The following is a 17,753-nucleotide window of genomic DNA, read 5'->3' on the forward strand; positions in this document are numbered from 1 at the left end:
CGTGAAGAAAATCATTACCCTCGGTGCGCTGGTTTTGAGCCTTGTAGGCTGCGATAACTCGACGTCGCCGCAGGCGTACACGCCGGAAATGGCCAGTTTTTCTAACGAATTTGATTTCGATCCGATGCGCGGCCCGGTAAAGGATTTTAGCCAGACGCTGATGAACGACAAAGGCCAGGTTTTGAAAAGGGTCAGCGGTACGCTGTCGGAAGAAGGCTGCTTCGACACGCTGGAATTTCACGATCTGGAGAACAACAGTGGGGCATCGCTGACGCTCGATGCAAACTACTATGTTGATGCGGTCAGTCTTGAAAAACGCGTTCGGCTGCAGGGGAAATGCCAGCTTGCTGAACTGCCTGCCGCGGGCATCAGCTACGACACCGACGACAACGACTTTGTGACCGCCGCCAAAGGCAAAGATGTGCTGGTGACCTATAAGTACGACAGCGAAGGCTATCCGCTGGGGAAAACCACCCAATCGAAAGACAGCGAACTTGCCATCGTGGCGAAAGCGGGTGTCGATAAAAAGAAAAAGCTGGATTACAGCGCGACAACCAGCCTCAACGGCAAAATCATCGGGGTCGCAAAGCAAAGCTGTGACTATGATAGCCATTTCAACTCGCTGTCCTGCGATCTGGAAATGACGGATGATTCCGTCACGCCGCCAAAGGTGGACCATTACACCATTAAAAATACGGTGGAGTATTATTGATCGTATCGGTGTTACAAATGCCGGATGCCACAATGCCATCCGGCAAATGAAGTTAACCAAACAAGCGGGATAACCAGCTGCGCTTCGGTTGCTCTGGCGGGGCGACAGGCATCTCTCCCAGCCCCTGATCAATACTTTGCCCAATGGCTGCAAGCGCCGTGTGGGCGTCGGTGCCATTCGCCGTGAACCGTATACGGTGGCCCGTTTTTACCCCCAACGAAACCATCTTCATCAGATTCTTGCCGTCAACGGGCCCGGCCGGACTATCCATATTCTCAACGGTGACACGGCTTTGAAACTGCTTAATCAGTTTCACCAGCACGGCGCTCGGTCTGGCATGTAGCCCATGAGGATTACGGACAACAAACGTGGCCTGTTCACCTTCCGTGTGGGATTCCTGGGGGGCGTTTTCGGCGTTATTACCGGTCAGAATCGCTAAAACCTCCGTCGGCGTTGTGGCCTTCGCCAGCGCGTGCGGCACGGCTTCATCGCTCAACGCCCGGGTGAGCTGACGCAAAATATCGAGATGTTCGTTCGACCTTGCGGCAATCCCTGCCACCATATACGCCACATTATCTTCTCCCCAGTTCACGCCCTGCTGGAAAACAATCACTTTTACGCCAGTGCTCAGCACCGCATGACGGGTATCCGGTGTGCCATGGGGAATGGCAATGCCGTGGCCCAGGTAAGTGGAAATCTGCGCTTCTCTGACCAACATGCCTTGCAGATATTCCGGCGTGGTATTGCCCGCTGATACCAGCCTGTCGCTGACTTGCTGGAGCGCAGTGACTTTATCGACCTGCTCATGGCTGATGAAAATATCCTGTTCACAAAGTTGCATTCTGACCTCCTGTCTGCAGCCCGGCTGCGGGCTGTTTGCGGTTATTCCAGAGTCGCCACGTACCCAGCATCACCGCACCGCAGGCGGAGCCGGCCAGGATGCAGAGCACCCACATTAACGGTTTACTGACCAGCGGCAGGATCAGGAACCCGCCGTGCGGTGCCGGAACTTCTATATGCATGCTGTAGCTGAGCACGGCCGAGATGGAAGAGGCGATCATCATCATCGGGATCACGCGCAGCGGATCTTTCGCTGCAAAGGGGATAGCACCTTCGGTGATATGCGTGCAGCCGAGAATATAGTTCACCATCCCGGCCGCGCGCTCCTCTTCGCTAAAACCTTTGGGGAAGAAAGTGGTTGCCAGAGCGATGACCAGCGGAGGCGTAATACAGGCGGCAGACACGCCGGCCATAAAGAAGAAGTTCCCCTGGCCGAGCAGCAATGTTCCCGTGACGTACGCTGCTTTGTTCACCGGGCCACCAAAATCGAAGGAACACATCGCCCCGACAACAATGCCCAGCAGGATCGGGTTGGCTTGTTGCAGCGAACTCAGCCAGCCCATCATGCCGTTATTGATGGCCGCGACGGGCTTGCCGAGCAGCACCATCAGTACGCCAATCACCAGCACGCCAATCAGCGGCATAATGAAGATCGATTTTAAGCCTTCATACTGACGCGGCAATCCGTCGAGCAGGCGTCGGACAAGCAGCATGAAGTAACCGGCGGCGAACCCGGCAATGATCCCGCCGAGAAAGCCCGCCCCCGTGGCGTTAGCCAGCAGGCCGCCAACGAATCCGGCAACCATCCCGGCGCGGCCGGAAATCGACCAGGCAATATAGGCCGTAAAAACGGGCACCATAATGGAAAATGCCTGCTGGCCGACCTGCATTAAGGTTGCGGCAATGGCGCTGTACTGAGGTGAATTGGGATCGGCGGAGTAAATGCCCCACAGGAAGGAGATGGCAATCAGAATACCGCCCGCCACCACGAAAGGCAGCATGTTGGAGACGCCGCTCATCAAGTGTTTATAAATCTGCCTGCCGAACGATTCTTGTTGATGTTTTTCCGCTGTTACCGAAGCAGAAGATATTCCCTGGCGGCGGGAGAGTTGCCCGCTGATGACTTTATTAATAAGGTCTGCCGGGTGGTGAATCGCTTCTTTAACCGGCACTTCAATCACGGGTAAGCCATTAAAGCGTTCGGCGTTGACATCTTTATCTGCGGCAATGATGACGCCGTAAATATTCGTTAAGTCTTCCGGTGTTATTTCATTTTCAACGCCGGATGCGCCATTGGTTTCTATTTTTATTTCGACATTTACTTTTTTTGCTGCGGTTTTTAAGGCTTCTTCAGCCATAAACGTGTGGGCAATACCCGTAGGGCAGCCGGTAACGGCAATGATCTTTTTCATAATCAGACCTTTATAATTGGACGATTTGAACCTGTTGTAATAATGCTTCCAGACGATTGAGTTTCCCGAGGCCAGAGGAGGCGGCGACGTCCGCACCCGTGGCGCTGGCAAGGGCTAGTGACCCAGGAATATCTTTACTATTCAGCCAATGACTGATAAATGCCCCGAGCGCGGCATCCCCTGCACAGGCTGAACTGACCAGCTCGATTTCGGGCGCGGAGGCGAACCAAAGCTTACGACCGTTGGAAAAATAGAGCCCTTTTGCGCCGAGTGTTAATAACACATTACGTGCACCCAACTGATGTAATGTCTGCATCGCCTCGCGCACCTGTTGGATGGTTTCCACCTGAAGATTGAATATTTCTTTTAATTCATCGTCATTGGGTTTGATCAGCAGGGGATTAAGCTCAAGTAATTGCCGCAGCGCAGGGTGGCTGATATCCAGAATGACTTTTCCCCCGCGCTGTTCGCATAGCGACATAACCTCTACATAAAACTGGCTTTCAATTCCCGGTGGCAAACTCCCGCTAATCACTAAATAATCGCCGGGCTGGATACAGTCCAGATGCTGAATAATCTGCTGTTTACATTCATCATCAATATGCGCCCCGGCATTGACCAACTTATATTCATTGTTGCCGTCATTTATAAAAACATTAATTCGCGTAGGGGTCTGCACCCAGGATGGGGTAACGTTAATTTTTTGTTTTTTAAGTTCCTCCACAATATAGCGCCCGGTGAATCCGCCGAATATGCCTATGACGTGGGTCGGCTGCTGAAAGTGTTTCAGGACCAAAGAAACGTTAACGCCTTTACCGTTAGGGCAATATTCCGTGCGCTGGGTGCGGTTCACGCTAGAAGGCTGCAGAGAGCCGCAAAAAATATTCATATCAATAGCAGTGTTTAAAGTCAGGGTATGGATCACGACATTGCTCCTTGCGTCCGTGGGTTAGCGCTGTCCTTCACAACCGCAGACATGAATGACTTTACGGACGACTTCTTTCATCGCCTCTTTGGCAGGCTGCATGTAATGCCGGGGATCGTTAGCTCCAGGCTGCTCGATGAAATACTGCTTTAGCGCGTCCGAGAACGCGATTTTAAGTTCGGTGGCAACGTTAACCTTACAGACACCGAGTGAAATAGCCCGGCGAATATCGCCCTCTGGCAGACCAGAAGCACCGTGTAATACCAGGGGAACATCCACGCATTGACGGATCGCGGCCAGACGATCGAAATCGAGCTTTGGTTCGGCGGCATACAGCCCGTGAGCCGTCCCGATAGCTACCGCCAGGGAATCAATCCCGGTACGGGAGACAAACTCACGTGCCTGCTCCGGGTTGGTATACAGCGCATCTTTCGCGTCAACGACCAGATCGTCCTCTACGCCGCCAAGCCGCCCAAGCTCCGCTTCTACACTGGCATCGTAGCGGTGACTCAGCTCTACAACGTTTTTCACCAGCGCAACATTCTCTTCAAAAGCATGATGCGACCCGTCAATCATTACTGAGCGGATCCCGGCCTGCACTTTACGGGTGATATCCATGAGGTCTTCGTGGTGATCAAGATGCAGCGCGAGTGGCTGATCCCAAAGTCTGGCCAGATCCTGGGCGATGGCGACAACGTTACCGGTCCCTGCATAGCTATAAGTGCCCGGCGTCCCGGCAAGGATCAGCGGCGAACGCATTTCAGCGGCCGTTTCCACCACCACCTGCATCGTTTCCAGATTGTGAATGTTAAATGCCGGCACCGCGTATCCAAGTCGCTGGGCTTTTAACAACATGTTTTTGCTGGAAATAATATACATATTCGCTCCTGTTGGTTTCAAAATGAAATTGTTTATTGAGTTTCATCTTACATTTTGAAAGTAATTTAGCGATCTTACGCCTATACCGCTGTGATCGAAGCCACACAACGGCGATTTAATTTACTAAATGAAAGTTATCAGGCATTGATAAACTTCTTTTTTAAACATATTGTTGAGAAGTGAAAGTTATTAATGCATTGAAATAAAGACTGTTTGTTTATTTTTATTTGTTGGGTGATGGTCGGGAGTTTGACAAGAGAAAATATAAATTTAAAAATGAAAGTTATTACTCGAATGACTTAAAAGGCACTCTACTGTGGCAAAACCGTCAAACAGCCTGCTGAAAAGACGCTTAGATATTGCAGAGATCGTCCGTAAAAACGGCGAAATTAAAGTAGATGATTTGGCGGAGATGCTTGCCGTGTCTGGCGTCACCATTCGAAACGATCTCAATTATCTGGAGCAGCAAGGCTACCTGAAGCGCTCGTTTGGTGGCGCAATTTATACCGCCCAGCAGGGGGCACCGGTGGCTCAGCCCCGGGAACCTGTCGCCGTTGTGGATAAAGTGCTGGAAGCCGAAATGGCGCGCCAGGCTGCGGCCTTAATCAGCGAGAGTGAAACCGTATTTTTAGGCCCAGGCTCTATTTTACGTAAAGTGATTCCTTTCCTTACGGGCTATGACGATCTGCGGCTGCTGATGAATGACCTGGCGCACGTCTGTTTTGCGCAAGAGTTTCTTACCGGTGAAAAGATCCTGCTTGGCGGCGTATTGAGCGGAGATGGAAACAGGGTCGAGGGTGAGGTGGCAGTAAATGCGCTTCGCCATTACCGCCCGAGCCGCACGTTGATTGCCGTCGACCATATTGCAGAAGATGGCACGCTGAGCGTCAGAGATGCACAAAGCGCGCGTCTGTTGGGTGAGGCCGTTGGGCAGAGCAAACACCTGATTGCCATCGTCGCCAACAGGCCCGTTTACGGCGAAAAACGCTATGCCGTTGGCCAGCTCGCGAAGGCAAGCGGCCTCATTACACCCCAGGTTGTGGCAGCGGAATACCATTCCCGCTTTCTCGCTGTGGGGCTGAGCAATAGCTACACCAACAATGAGTGCCTGACGTGGCTCAACCCAGCGCTGCAAAAAGCAAAATGAAGGAGCGGTGATGAACGTGACGATATGTACCATCGGCGAGCTGTTGGTGGAGTTTTTGGCCAAGAAAGAAAGTCAGAGCTTTTCGCAGCCGGGCGAATTCTGGGGGCCTTATCCCAGCGGCGCGCCAGCCATTTTTGCCGATCAGGTGGCTAAATTAGGATTCGGTTCGGTGCTGTTCAGCTGCGTCGGCAGCGATGCCTTTGGGGAGATGAATATTGCCCGGCTGGAAAAAGATGGGGTCGACGTGAACGGCATTACCGTCCTGCCAAAAGCCACAACCGGCAGCGCCTTTGTCAGTTACCGCACCCAGTCGCAGCGTGATTTTATTTTTAATCTGCCGAACAGCGCCTGCGGCTTGCTGACCGCCGACCATATCGACGACACTTTGCTTAACCAGTGTAATCATTTTCATATTATGGGCTCGTCGCTGTTTTCGTTTCGCATTATCGATGCCATGCGAAAGGCGATTGAAAACGTGAAGTCACGCGGCGGCACCGTCTCCTTCGATCCTAACATCCGTAAAGAGATGCTTAACATCCCGGAAATGTCACAGGCGTTTGAATATATCCTTGATTACACCGATATTTTCCTGCCGAGCGACGGGGAGTTAGATTACTTCGGGCGACATCAGGGGGAGGATGAGCAACGGCTGGTGGACAATCTGCTCAAGCGCGGGGTGAAACACGTGGTGATCAAACGAGGGCCGCGAGGGGCGAGCTACTTCAGCGATCGGCTGACCTGGCATATGCCCGGCTTTAACGTGTCGGTGGTTGACCCTACCGGGGCAGGTGACTGCTTTGGTGCCACGTTTGTCAGCCTGTTTTTGTCCGGCGTTCAGCCACAGGAAGCGTTGACCTGGGCCAATGCCAGCGGTTCGCTGGCAATTTCGCAGCGTGGTCCGATGGAAGGCACCTCCACCCGCTCGCAAATTGAAGCCTTTCTTGCGGCGCAATCGGCGAGATAAACATGCTGCCAGCCAGGCAGCCTTCCACCCCTCATAAATTAAGGCCTTTCTCGTGACCCGGAAATTTGTCCCGTTGTTTCGTTACACGATGCTCTGGCTGTGTGCTGCCCTTTGGCTGCATGCAGGTTTGACTCGTGCGGCGGAACTTGACGAGGATCTGGCCCGCTTTAGCGCGGCGTTAAGCCGGTCAACCCCGGCGGCGCAGGTCTCGCTGCAAACCCTTCAGCAGCTTGATGCTACGTTGCTCAAGCCCGAATTCATGTATCCTCAGTTTCAGGCCTGGTCGCTGCCGGACCTTACGGCGTTTTATCAGTTGGACAAGCGCTGTGCCAGCGGGGACGAGTTATCACCTTCGGTGAAATCATTTCTTGCCGCCTTATGCCAACCGAACATTCCGCCTGCGCCCTGGTTCGCCGCGAATCCGCTCTATCCGCTAGGGGGGAGCAGTGCCTGGCAGTACATCTTGCGTCATCCGGGAGCGGCAGCGGTGCTAAGAAACTCGCTGCATGTGCGGGAAAGACCTGACGACCTGGCGGGCATTGGGAGGCTGTCCGATGACAATCTTGATGCATTGCTTGGGGGCCAGCGCTGGCTGCTGCAAAACGGCCAACTCTGGCGATTCAGCCAGCAGCAATGGCAGCGTTATGAGGCAAAGGTTTGGCAGCCGCTAGCCCAACAATCAGATATCGAACTGGTTAATACCGGGGGGCGCTGCGATATGCGGGCAGGGGCGCTGTGCGTCAATGTTCGGGAGGGTTATCGCGATGTCTGGCGCTGGCTTTTTGGCCTGCTGGCGCTGTTTACCGCGTCGGGGTTGATATGGATGGCCTGGCAGCGGAGGCAACTGCGTGAGCGTCAGCGCTTTATTACGCAAATGCTGACCCATGAGCTGCGTACGCCCATCGCCCAACTGAGCAACGTGGTCGAACATTTTCGCCGTGATTTTGACCAGTTGCCGGAAGGTGCCCAGCTTAATTTTATGGCTCTGGCGGACACGCTCCAACGGATGCGGCAGATGGCCGATACCAGCAAACACTACCTGATAGCGGAGCATCAGCGGGAGGCGCTGGAAACGCCTACTCAGGTCCGTCTCAGCGACTGGCTCGATCACCTTTGTGCGGATCGGGACGGGCTGACGTACTGCCTGAAAGAAAACATGATCGTAGGCGTGTCGCTCTACTGGAGCAGCCTGTGTCTGACGAATTTACTGGATAATGCGAGTCGTCACGGAAAGCCTCCCGTGCACCTGACGGTGCATAAAAGTAAAACGCACCTTATTTTTCAGGTTAGCGATAGCGGAAACATCACTCAAAACCCGCTGCTGAACAGCCGCCGTTTACGCTGGTCAAGCAGCAGTCTGGGTCTTGGATTGACCATTGTTCAGCGGGTTGCTCGTCGCCTCAACGGAAAGTTGACGTTCAGCCCCGCGCCAACCACGTTTACCCTGGAGTTGCCGTATGATCCCGACTAAAGCACATGCTTTATTGTTAATTGAGGACGATATCGCGCTGGGAGAAGGGCTGGCGACATTTTTGCAGCAGGAGGGGTTCAGCTGCCGCTGGCTGCGCAGCAGTGAACATGTTCTCGACCATTGGTATCAGGCGGATTTGGCGATTCTCGACCGCCAGCTTCCCGAAGGCGACAGTCTTCGGCTTTTGCCTCAGTGGCTGGCAAAAAAAGCCCTGCCGGTGATCGTGCTGACGGCAAAAGTGAGCGTTGAAGAGCGGGTGGCGGGGCTGGAGGCGGGCGCGCGTGACTACCTGAGCAAGCCTTTTGCCCACGTTGAACTGCTGGCCCGCATCCGGGCTCAGCTTCGCCCTTTAGGCGACGGGTTGCTGGTCTGCGGTGAACTCAGCTTACTTCCGGCGCGGCAAATTGCTACCTGGCAGGGAAAAGAGGTCGCGCTGACGGCAACCGAGTTTGCGCTGCTGGCGATGCTGATGCAGATGGCGGGACGCGTGTTTACCCGGGATGAATTGCTCAATCAGGTGTGGGGCTATCAAAGCTTTCCGTCAACCAGAACGGTGGATACGCATGTTTTACAGTTACGGCAAAAACTGCCGGGCCTGCCGATTGCGAGCGTGCGCGGGATTGGCTATCGGCTGGAGCTAGCGGAATGAAACTTCCCCTGTCAGCTCTGCTGTTCGCCTTCTCGTTCAGCGTCGGTGCAACGTTGCCCCAAACGTCGCTGGAGCCCGTATATCATCAGTTGTTTAACCAGCGAGGCGACCTTGCTAACAGCCAGTTGATTGATGTCTGGCCGCGGCTGAATAGCGCGGCGCAGCGGCTGGCCTGGAAAGAGGCGCTTAATGCCGTGGTCAGTCGGCAATGCGGCAAAGATCTTTCTACGGCGGTGCCTGAGTGGCTGGATGACTTAACGCTCACGTTGATGCAGCGTGATATGCCGCTTAACCGAATTTATCGCATAACTTTGAGTGGAAAGAGCCCCCGCCAGGATATTAACGTTGCCCTGATGCTACCCGATGGCAAAAAAGCGCTCGCCGCAATGCCGGTGCAGTATGAAGCGGAAGGTGAGTTTCGGGTCGAAAGCGAAGAGTTTACTCAGCCTCTGAGCGAAGGGATTTATCTGCTGACCGTATCGAGCGGCGGTCAGCAATGGCAGCAGCCTCTGGCGTTACAAGGCATTGACGGGTTAACGCAGATCCAGCTTCACGATCGCGCCATTACGCTCATTACGCCGCAGGTGTCTCCTGCTTGCCCCAAACCCTGGCTTGAGCAAACGCTGCTTAATCGCAGCAACTATAACCAGATTTGGTGGGCAAAAAGCGACCAGTTGACGCTGGTGCCCTGGCCTGCAAAGCCTGCCGAAAGCGTATGGGCCACGGTGGCCGTGGTAAGTGCGGAAAACCGGGGCAGCGTGGCGGTAAGAACCGAACACCGCCTCGCCGGTTCGCTGGCAACGATGAAAAACTAAGGCCTATACCGCTATCCTGACATTCCTCTGACAATCGACGCCCGCTAACCGGCAATACTGCAGCCTCTTTCGCTACTGAGGTATTTGCCATGAAATTCAAAGCACTTTGGGCGGGGCTGGCGCTGCTCTCCGGTTCCGTTTTTGCCATGGACAGCATCGCCTTCTGGGACTCGCCGCAGCACGGCGGCAACAGCTTTAACCGTCTGCCGCCCGATCGAGCCTATTTCACCGCTCTCAAAGGCTACGGTGCCAGTTGGGTGCGGCTTTCGTGGGACAAATGGCAGCCGGAACAACGTGATTTTTTGCTGGGTAATGCCGACAACTATCGGGGGCTGATGGCGCAGGATCTCCGCATCCTCAAAGAGACGCTGACGCGTGCTCACGCCGCCGGACTTAAAGTGGTGATTACGCCGCTGTCGCTGCCCGGTATGCGCTGGGCGCAAAACAATGATGGCCGTTTTGACGACCGGCTGTGGCAGGATAAACGTTACTGGCAGCAAAGCGCGCAGTTCTGGCGTGACCTGGCCGGGCAGCTAAAAGATAACCCGGCGATTGCCGCCTACAACCTGGTCAATGAGCCTGCGCCGGAGAAGCGGGCGGGTCTCCCCGAACACGCCTCGCTGGAGGAAATGAAGGCCTGGTACAAAGCGCACCAGGGCACGGCCAGAGACTTGCCAGAGTTCTATCGAACCGTGATCAACGCGATTCGCGAAGTGGATAAGACGACGCCCATCATGGTGGATAGCGGCTGGTACGCCGCCGCCGACAGCTTTAGCTACTGGCCTTCCGCCCTGAGTGACGATCGCGTGCTTTACAGTTTTCATATGTACGAACCCTACGACGCGACCAGCGCGCCAAACCTCAAACGCCTGAAGCCGTATGCCTATCCCGGCGTTGTCCCTTTTGGCGGTAAACAGGAAAAATGGAACGGAGAGCGCGTGGCCGGGTATCTGCAGCAGCCATTCTGGTGGGCTAAGCAGCGAGGGGTGGCGCAGAATCGTATGGTGGCGGGGGAGTTTGGCTATATGCGCCAGTTGGCCGGGTGTCGCCAGTATCTCGAGGATGTCCTCAGCGCCCTGGATAAAACGCAGGCGCACTGGGCATTCTACAGCTTTCGCGAAGACGCCTGGGACGGCATGGATTATGAGTTGGGGAAAAGGAAAGTGCCCTGGTCGTACTGGCAGGCGATGGATGAACATAAGCCGGACACTTTACCGCGCCGTGCCACGCCTGAGTTTGAGCCGATTAGCCGCCGCCTGGGGCCGCCTACGCGTTAAGTTATACGTTACGTTAAAATGAGGGATTTGAGATTTTTTGAATCATAATGCCTAATTCAATGTGGGCCGTCCGCTTTATTATGCTATGTTTTTTCTCTGAAATTCCCATAGCGGCAATGAGGCAGGATGAGCAGCAAACTCGACACTTTTATTCAGCAGGCCGTCAGCGCCGTGCCCATCAGCGGCACGTCGCTGATTGTCTCTTTGTACGGCGATGCGCTGGCTCATCGAGGCGGCGAAATCTGGCTAGGTAGCCTCGCGGCGATGCTGGAGCCTTTGGGATTCGGCGAGCGTTTTGTGCGCACGTCGCTTTTTCGCCTCAATAAAGAGGGATGGCTGGATGTCGAGCGAGTGGGGCGCCGTAGTTTTTATCGCCTGACCGATATGGGCCAGAGGATGACCCGTCGCGCTGAGTCGAAAATTTATCGCGCCGGGCAGCCTGCCTGGGATGGAAAGTGGCTGCTGCTGCTTTCCGAAGGGTTGGAAAAAACCACGCTGCAACAGGTGAAAAAACAGCTCATCTGGCAGGGTTTTGGGGCGCTCGCGCCGAACCTGATGGCTTCGCCCTCGCAAAACCTCGCGGATATCCAAAGCCTGCTGCATGAGGCGGGCGTGGCTGAGCAGGTCATCTGCTTTGAGGCTGAATCCCCGCTGCAAACGTCCCGCGCAGCGCTGAGATCCCGCGTGGAAGAGTGCTGGTTGCTGACCGACAAAAACGAACGTTACGCTGAATTTATCAACTCTTTTCGCCCGCTTTTACCGCTGCTGCGTGAGGCGGGAAACGAGGAGCTAACGCCGCAGCGCTGTTTTCACATTCAACTGCTGCTGATCCACTTCTACCGCCGTGTCGTGCTGAAAGATCCGCTGTTGCCGGATGAACTGCTGCCGCCGCACTGGCTGGGGCAGAACGCCCGCCAGCTGTGCATCAATATCTATCAGCGCGTCGCCGCCGGGGCGCTTACCTATGTCAGCGAGCTGGGCGAAACCTCGGTGGGCGACTTGCCCGCTCCGGTGAGCGGTTACCAGAAGCGATTCGGTGGACTCAACCCCTAAAATAAGGAGCCCGTATGTCCATTTATCAGATTGATGGCCTGACGCCTGTCGTCCCGGAAGACAGCTATGTTCACCCGACGGCGGTGCTGATCGGCGACGTTATTCTCGGGCACCGCGTTTACATTGGCCCGAATGCCAGCCTGCGCGGGGATTTTGGGCGGATTATCGTCGAAGACGGGGCGAATGTGCAGGACAACTGCGCGATGCACGGCTTCCCTGAACAGGACACCGTTGTTGAACAGGATGGCCACATCGGGCACGGCGCCATCCTGCACGGCTGCCGCATTGGCAAAAATGCGCTGGTGGGCATGAACGCGGTGATTCTGGATGGGGCACAAATTGGTGAGAATTCGATTGTCGGCGCAGCGGCTTTTGTTAAAGGCAAGGCGGAATTTCCGGCGAATACGATGATTATTGGCAGCCCGGCGAAAGCGATACGTGAATTACGGCCTGAAGAGCTGGCCTGGAAGAAACAGGGCACGAAGGAGTACCAGGATTTAGTGATTCGCTGCCAGCAAACGATGCATCAGGTGGAGCCGCTGCGGGAGGTTGAGGCGGGGCGGAAGCGTCTGGTGTTTGATGATTTGCATCAGCCCAAGAATAGCTGTTAATTCCCCTCTTCCCAAAGGGGCGAGGGAGAAAACAGGTTTGGAGAATATTGTTTATCCCCTCTCCCTTTTAGGGAGAGGGCAAGGGTGAGGGTCAGTCACCCAGAGAGTAAATCTTACGCAGCAACGATGCTGTCGATAGCCGCTTTCGCGTCAGTCTGTGCTTTAGCCGCTACTTCCGGGCCATAGCCAAAGCCTTCAGCAAACACGTAATTCACGTCGGTGATCCCGATGAAGCCCAGGAACACGTTCAGGTAAGGCACCAGCAGATCGGTTGGGGTGTCTTTGTGGATCCCGCCGCGGCTGGTCACAACCAGAGCACGTTTACCGGTTACCAGACCTTCAGGGCCTTTCTCGGTGTAGCGGAAGGTCACGCCAGCGCGAGCCACCAGGTCGAAATAGTTCTTCAGCTGGGTAGGGATGTTGAAGTTATACATTGGCGCGTTTAAGACAATCACGTCGTGCGCTTTCAGTTCGGCAATCAGCTCATCAGACAGCGCCAGAGCTTCCTGCTGACGTGGGGTCAGCGCGGCATCGGAAGGGCGCAGAGCACCGACCAGTTCTCCATCCAGCACTGGAATTGGGTTTGCTGCCAGGTCACGAACGGTGATTTCGTCAGCGCTGTGTTTTTCACGCCATTGTTCAACAAAATAGTCGGACAGCTGGTTGGACTGAGAGTAACCTGCCAGGATGCTGGATTTCAGAACTAATACTTTGCTCATGGGGTGATTCCTTAGTGTTTGGTCAGTCGGACAGTGTGCCCGTTCGTTAGGACTTACTGTATTCACAATCCGATGACAGAGATAGCGCAATATATCGAACCCTATATTCGAATTTATTGAACAAGGCGCTCGAAATCGGGGTGTGATAAAATAGCGGAAATTGACGCCGTGACTTATCCGGTTGTGCCCGGTAGCGAAATAACGATAGATAAAATGGAAATGACAAAACCCTCGCTGTCCTCTTTGTTCGCCCGTCTTGACGGGCTGATGCTCCGCGACAGACAACGCTTTTCTCGCCGCCTGCATGGCGCGAAGAAAATTAAAAATGCTGACTCTCAGCAGGCCTTATTCGACACGCTGGCCGCAGAAATTGACGCCGCAGCGGGCAAAGTACAGCTGCGTGAAGCCGCGCGCCCGGCGATTACCTACCCTGAAAATCTTCCGGTCAGCCAGAAGAAACAGGACATTCTGAACGCCGTGCGCGACCACCAGGTGGTGATCGTGGCGGGTGAAACTGGCTCCGGCAAAACCACTCAGCTGCCAAAAATTTGTATGGAGCTGGGGCGCGGTGTTAAAGGGCTGATCGGCCACACTCAGCCTCGCCGTCTGGCGGCGCGTACCGTGGCTAACCGTATTGCGGAAGAGCTGCAAACCGAACCCGGCGGTTGCGTAGGTTATAAAGTGCGTTTCTCCGACCACGTCGGCGACAACACGATGGTCAAACTGATGACGGACGGGATCCTGCTGGCGGAAATTCAGCAGGACAGGCTGCTGATGCAGTACGACACCATCATCATCGATGAAGCGCACGAACGCAGCCTCAATATCGACTTCCTGCTGGGTTACCTGCGTGAACTGCTGCCGAAGCGCCCCGATCTTAAAATCATCATTACCTCGGCGACTATCGATCCGGAGCGTTTCTCGCGCCACTTCAATAACGCGCCAATTATCGAAGTGTCAGGCCGCACTTACCCGGTGGAAGTGCGCTACCGCCCGATGGTGGAAGACAATGACGATGTCGATCGCGATCAGCTGCAGGCGATTTTCGACGCGGTGGATGAGCTGGGCCACGAAAGTTCGGGCGATATCCTGATCTTTATGAGCGGCGAGCGTGAGATTCGCGACACCGCTGATGCGCTAACTAAGCTCAACCTGCCGCATACGGAAATTCTGCCGCTCTATGCACGTCTGTCCAACAGCGAGCAGAACCGCGTTTTCCAGGCGCACGTCGGGCGGCGCATTGTGCTGGCGACCAACGTCGCGGAAACCTCGCTGACGGTGCCGGGGATTAAATACGTTATCGACCCAGGTACGGCACGTATTAGCCGCTACAGCTACCGCACTAAGGTTCAGCGCCTGCCGATTGAGCCAGTGTCTCAGGCTTCGGCCAACCAGCGTAAAGGCCGCTGCGGCCGCGTATCGGAAGGGATCTGTATTCGTCTTTATTCCGAAGATGATTTCCTGTCGCGCCCGGAATTTACCGACCCGGAAATTCTGCGCACCAACCTGGCGTCGGTCATTCTGCAAATGACGGCGCTGGGCCTGGGGGATATTCAGGCGTTTCCGTTCGTGGAGGCGCCGGACAAGCGCAACATTCAGGACGGCGTGCGCTTGCTTGAAGAACTGGGCGCCATTACCAGCGATGAAGACCATAGCGTTTATAAACTGACGGCTTCTGGCCGCCAGCTTTCGCAGCTGCCTGTCGATCCGCGTCTCGCTAAAATGGTGCTGGAAGCGCAGAAATTTGGCTGCGTGCGCGAGGTGATGATCATTACCTCCGCGCTGTCGATTCAGGATCCGCGCGAGCGGCCGATGGATAAACAGCAGGCATCTGACGAGAAACATCGCCGCTTCCACGACAAAGAGTCTGACTTCCTGGCCTACGTGAATCTGTGGAATTACCTCGGCGAGCAGCAAAAAGCGCTCTCTTCGAACCAGTTCCGCCGCCAGTGCAAGCTGGACTTCCTCAACTACCTGCGCGTCCGCGAATGGCAGGATATTTACACCCAGCTGCGCCAGGTGGTGAAAGAGCTCGGCCTGCCGGTGAACAGCGAGCCGGGGGACTTCCGCTCGGTGCACTCGGCGCTGCTGACGGGGCTGTTGTCCCACATCGGGCAAAAGGACACGGAAAAGCAGGAATACACCGGGGCGCGCAACGCCAGATTTTCCATCTTCCCAGGCTCGGGCTTATTTAAAAAGCCGCCGAAGTGGACGATGGTAGCCGAGCTGGTGGAAACCAGCCGCCTGTGGGGGCGCATTGCCGCCCGGATAGACCCGGAGTGGATTGAGCCGCTGGCACAGCATCTGATTAAGCGCTCCTACAGCGAACCGCACTGGGAGAAAGCCCAGGGTGCGGTGATGGCGCAGGAAAAAGTGACTCTGTATGGCCTGCCGATTGTGGTAGCCCGGAAAGTGAATTACAGCGATATCGATCCGGCGCTGTGCCGCGAGCTGTTTATTCGTCATGCTCTGGTTGAGGGCGACTGGCAAACCCGTCACGCGTTCTTCCGCGATAACCTCAAGCTGCGGGCGGAAATCGAAGATCTGGAGCATAAATCCCGCCGCCGCGACATCCTGGTGGATGACGAAACGCTGTTTGAGTTTTATGACCAGCGCATCGCCCATGATGTAATTTCCGCACGCCACTTCGACAGCTGGTGGAAAAAGACCAGCCGCGAAACGCCGGATCTGCTGAACTTTGAAAAAAATATGCTGATCAGGGAAGGCGCGGAGCAGGTCAGCAAGCTGGACTATCCGAACTTCTGGCATCAGGGCAACCTCAAGCTGCGGCTGACTTACCAGTTTGAGCCAGGTGCGGACGCCGACGGCGTGACGGTGCATATCCCGCTGCCGCTGCTGAACCAGGTTGAAGAATCTGGTTTTGAGTGGCAAATCCCTGGCGTGCGCCGCGAGCTGATTATTGCCCTGATCAAATCGCTGCCGAAGCCGGTGCGCCGCAATTTTGTGCCGGCCCCGAACTACGCGGAGGCGTTTTTAGGCCGGGCTACGCCGCTGGAACTGCCGCTGCTGGACAGCCTGGAGCGCGAATTCCGCCGCATGGCGGGCGTCACCATAGACCGGGGAGACTGGCACTGGGATCAGGTGCCCGATCACCTAAAAATGACCTTCCGCGTGGTGGACGAGCACAATAAGAACCTGAAGGAGGGCAAAAACCTCAGCGAGCTGAAAGGCGGCCTGAAGGATAAAGTGCAGCAGACGCTTTCCGCCGTGGCGGATGACGGCATCGAGCAGAGCGGGCTGCACATCTGGAGCTTCGGCTCGCTGCCGGAAAGCTATGAGCAGAAACGCGGCAATTACCGGATGAAAGCCTTCCCGGCGCTGGTGGATGAAAAAGAGAGCGTGGCGATTAAGCTGTTTGATAACCCGCTCGAGCAGCAGCAGGCGATGTGGCGCGGGCTGCGCCGTCTGCTGTTGCTGAACATCCCGTCGCCGGTGAAATATTTGCACGAAAAGCTGCCGAACAAAGCCAAGCTGGGTCTTTATTTTAACCCGTACGGCAAGGTGCTTGAGCTTATCGACGACTGCATTTCCTGCGGTATTGATAAACTGATTGCGCAAAACGGTGGGCCGGTCTGGAGTGAAGAAGGATTTGCCGCGCTGCACGAGAAAGTGCGCGCCGAGCTGAACGATACGGTGGTTGAGATTGCCAAACAGGTGGAGCAGATCCTCACCGCGGTCTTTAACATCAACAAACGGCTGAAAGGGCGTGTGGACATGACCATGGCGCTTGGCCTGTCGGATGTTAAGGCGCAGATGAGCGGCCTGGTTTACCGAGGTTTTGTGACCGGCAACGGCTATAAACGCCTCGGCGACACGCTGCGTTACCTGCAGGCAATCGAAAAACGGCTGGAAAAAATGGCTATCGATCCGCACCGCGATCGCGCGCAGATGCTCAAGGTGGAAAGCGTGCAGCAGGCCTGGCAGCAGTGGCTCAACAAGCTGCCGCCGGCCAGCCGAGAAAACGAAGAGGTGCAGGAGATCCGCTGGATGATCGAGGAGCTGCGCGTCAGTTATTTTGCTCAGCAACTTGGGACCCCGTACCCGATTTCCGATAAGCGTATTTTGCAGGCCATGGAGCAGGTGTCACTTTGAATTTCGTAGTATCCCGTATGTATGTAAGCAACGCGACTTTTCCGTTCACCTTTAGAGCCGTTTTCCTTGCAAGCTAAGCAAACAGTGAACGTGTCAGGGGGCACTACGCCATGCCCCCTGACAACCCCCGGCGCCCGGCGAGCTCATCGCCGCTGAAGCGGTAAAC

General features: G+C 55.3%; 15 protein-coding genes. 10 read left to right on the forward strand and 5 right to left on the reverse strand.

The window, feature by feature from the left end:
• The first annotated feature begins 1 nt into the window (after window position 1).
• Window positions 2-712, forward strand: coding sequence for a YnfC family lipoprotein (locus ACR6JA_RS03315; protein WP_213716242.1), 711 nt, complete (start codon window positions 2-4; stop codon window positions 710-712).
• Between the two features lie 52 nt (window positions 713-764).
• Here the strand turns inward: ACR6JA_RS03315 and ACR6JA_RS03320 are convergent, their stop codons facing one another.
• Genes ACR6JA_RS03320 through ACR6JA_RS03335 form a run of 4 tightly spaced genes read right to left on the reverse strand, consistent with a single transcriptional unit; the run spans window position 765 to window position 4,768 of the window.
• Window positions 765-1,553 carry an HPr family phosphocarrier protein gene (locus ACR6JA_RS03320; RefSeq protein ID WP_494493579.1) on the reverse strand — a complete coding sequence of 263 codons (789 nt, stop codon included), beginning with the start codon at window positions 1,551-1,553 and terminating at the stop codon, window positions 765-767.
• Window positions 1,540-2,964: a PTS fructose transporter subunit IIC gene (locus ACR6JA_RS03325; protein WP_494493580.1), complete on the reverse strand. Its 1,425-nt coding sequence runs from the start codon at window positions 2,962-2,964 to the stop codon at window positions 1,540-1,542. The genes ACR6JA_RS03320 and ACR6JA_RS03325 overlap by 14 nt, the downstream gene beginning before the upstream one ends.
• 10 nt (window positions 2,965-2,974) lie before the next feature.
• Window positions 2,975-3,889, reverse strand: a complete 915-nt coding sequence (gene pfkB, locus ACR6JA_RS03330; protein WP_494493581.1) for a 1-phosphofructokinase — start codon at window positions 3,887-3,889, stop codon at window positions 2,975-2,977.
• Between the two features lie 24 nt (window positions 3,890-3,913).
• Window positions 3,914-4,768: a tagatose bisphosphate family class II aldolase gene (locus ACR6JA_RS03335; RefSeq protein WP_494493582.1), complete on the reverse strand. Its 855-nt coding sequence runs from the start codon at window positions 4,766-4,768 to the stop codon at window positions 3,914-3,916.
• Between the two features lie 316 nt (window positions 4,769-5,084).
• Between ACR6JA_RS03335 and ACR6JA_RS03340 the strand changes: the two genes are divergently transcribed.
• The 8 genes from ACR6JA_RS03340 to paaY all read left to right on the forward strand — a co-directional run bounded on the left by ACR6JA_RS03340 (window position 5,085) and on the right by paaY (window position 12,755).
• On the forward strand, window positions 5,085-5,915 hold the full coding sequence (locus ACR6JA_RS03340; RefSeq protein WP_494493583.1) for a DeoR/GlpR family DNA-binding transcription regulator: 831 nt from the start codon (window positions 5,085-5,087) through the stop codon (window positions 5,913-5,915).
• 10 nt (window positions 5,916-5,925) lie between these two features.
• On the forward strand, window positions 5,926-6,879 hold the full coding sequence (locus ACR6JA_RS03345; RefSeq protein WP_494493584.1) for a sugar kinase: 954 nt from the start codon (window positions 5,926-5,928) through the stop codon (window positions 6,877-6,879).
• 52 nt (window positions 6,880-6,931) lie between these two features.
• Window positions 6,932-8,350, forward strand: coding sequence for an ATP-binding protein (locus ACR6JA_RS03350; protein WP_494493585.1), 1,419 nt, complete (start codon window positions 6,932-6,934; stop codon window positions 8,348-8,350).
• On the forward strand, window positions 8,337-8,999 hold the full coding sequence (locus tag ACR6JA_RS03355) for a response regulator transcription factor (protein WP_213716250.1): 663 nt from the start codon (window positions 8,337-8,339) through the stop codon (window positions 8,997-8,999). The genes ACR6JA_RS03350 and ACR6JA_RS03355 overlap by 14 nt, the downstream gene beginning before the upstream one ends.
• Window positions 8,996-9,814, forward strand: coding sequence for a DUF2861 family protein (locus ACR6JA_RS03360; protein WP_494493586.1), 819 nt, complete (start codon window positions 8,996-8,998; stop codon window positions 9,812-9,814). The genes ACR6JA_RS03355 and ACR6JA_RS03360 overlap by 4 nt, the downstream gene beginning before the upstream one ends.
• An 89-nt stretch (window positions 9,815-9,903) precedes the next feature.
• The gene (locus ACR6JA_RS03365; protein WP_494493587.1) at window positions 9,904-11,091 is read left to right on the forward strand and encodes a glycoside hydrolase family 5 protein; all 1,188 of its coding nucleotides are present in this window, start codon (window positions 9,904-9,906) and stop codon (window positions 11,089-11,091) included.
• A 126-nt stretch (window positions 11,092-11,217) separates the two neighbouring features.
• A complete protein-coding gene (gene paaX / locus ACR6JA_RS03370) occupies window positions 11,218-12,144 on the forward strand; it encodes a phenylacetic acid degradation operon negative regulatory protein PaaX (RefSeq protein WP_213716253.1) in 927 nt (308 codons plus the stop codon).
• A gap of 14 nt (window positions 12,145-12,158) precedes the next feature.
• A complete protein-coding gene (paaY, locus tag ACR6JA_RS03375) occupies window positions 12,159-12,755 on the forward strand; it encodes a phenylacetic acid degradation protein PaaY (RefSeq protein WP_213716254.1) in 597 nt (198 codons plus the stop codon).
• Between the two features lie 113 nt (window positions 12,756-12,868).
• Here the strand turns inward: paaY and azoR are convergent, their stop codons facing one another.
• Window positions 12,869-13,474: an FMN-dependent NADH-azoreductase gene (gene azoR / locus ACR6JA_RS03380; protein WP_494493588.1), complete on the reverse strand. Its 606-nt coding sequence runs from the start codon at window positions 13,472-13,474 to the stop codon at window positions 12,869-12,871.
• A 213-nt stretch (window positions 13,475-13,687) separates the two neighbouring features.
• Here azoR and hrpA point away from each other — a divergent pair, with 213 nt between their 5' ends.
• Entirely contained in the window at window positions 13,688-17,587 is a 3,900-nt protein-coding gene (gene hrpA / locus ACR6JA_RS03385) for an ATP-dependent RNA helicase HrpA (protein WP_213716255.1), read from the forward strand.
• Window positions 17,588-17,753 lie beyond the last annotated feature (166 nt).

Source organism: Cedecea sp. B1(4), assembly GCF_059414925.1.